This window comes from Pseudomonas sp. AMR01 (genome assembly GCF_041946035.1).
In the GTDB taxonomy this organism is placed as follows: Bacteria; Pseudomonadota; Gammaproteobacteria; order Pseudomonadales; family Pseudomonadaceae; genus Aquipseudomonas; species Aquipseudomonas antarctica_B.
This window is the reverse complement of sequence record NZ_JAUTYR010000163.1, coordinates 1-541: the sequence shown is the minus strand read 5'-3', so window position 1 is coordinate 541 and position 541 is coordinate 1. Positions and strand designations below refer to the sequence as shown.

Genomic DNA, 541 nt, shown 5'->3' with positions numbered 1-541 from the left:
ACCGTGACGGGCACAATCAGCGACTTTGGGTTGCAGTCCATTGCTGGCTTGTACCCAGAGATCGAGTTCACGGCAAGCGGCCCTGCGGTTGCCAGCGGCGGCCGCCTGCTGGTCACCCAACCGATCAGGACGACACCGACTTCCGGTGGCGCGTTCACCGTGAACCTTCAGCCGAACGATGAACTGGTGCCGGTGGGCACGTACTACAAGATCTCCGTCAGGTGGCTGAACGACCAGGGCGAGTTCGTCCGCGCTGATTCCCCGAACTGGAAACTGAATGTTCCGGCCAGTGGCGGCGGGATTGCGGACCTTATCCGTTTCCCGTTCGGCCCCGTGCTCAGCATCACCTCGCCCACGCCGCCTCCGATATGGGTCGGGCTCGGCGCGTCCTGGCTGCAAATGGATCCCAGTGACCCAAATAACCCGAACAACCCTGCGAACACAGGCGATTACTACGAATTGGAGGACGTCTGATGGTGTTGCAGTGGGTAAAGAAGGGCAACCTCAAAGGGCCCAAGGGTGACATTGGTTCATGGCCGAT

General features: G+C 60.6%; 1 protein-coding gene. It reads left to right on the top strand.

Going from position 1 to position 541, the window contains the following annotated elements:
- On the top strand, positions 1-474 hold a 474-nt coding region (locus Q7C20_RS27055; RefSeq protein WP_375071225.1), incomplete at its 5' end, for a hypothetical protein.
- Positions 475-541 lie beyond the last annotated feature (67 nt).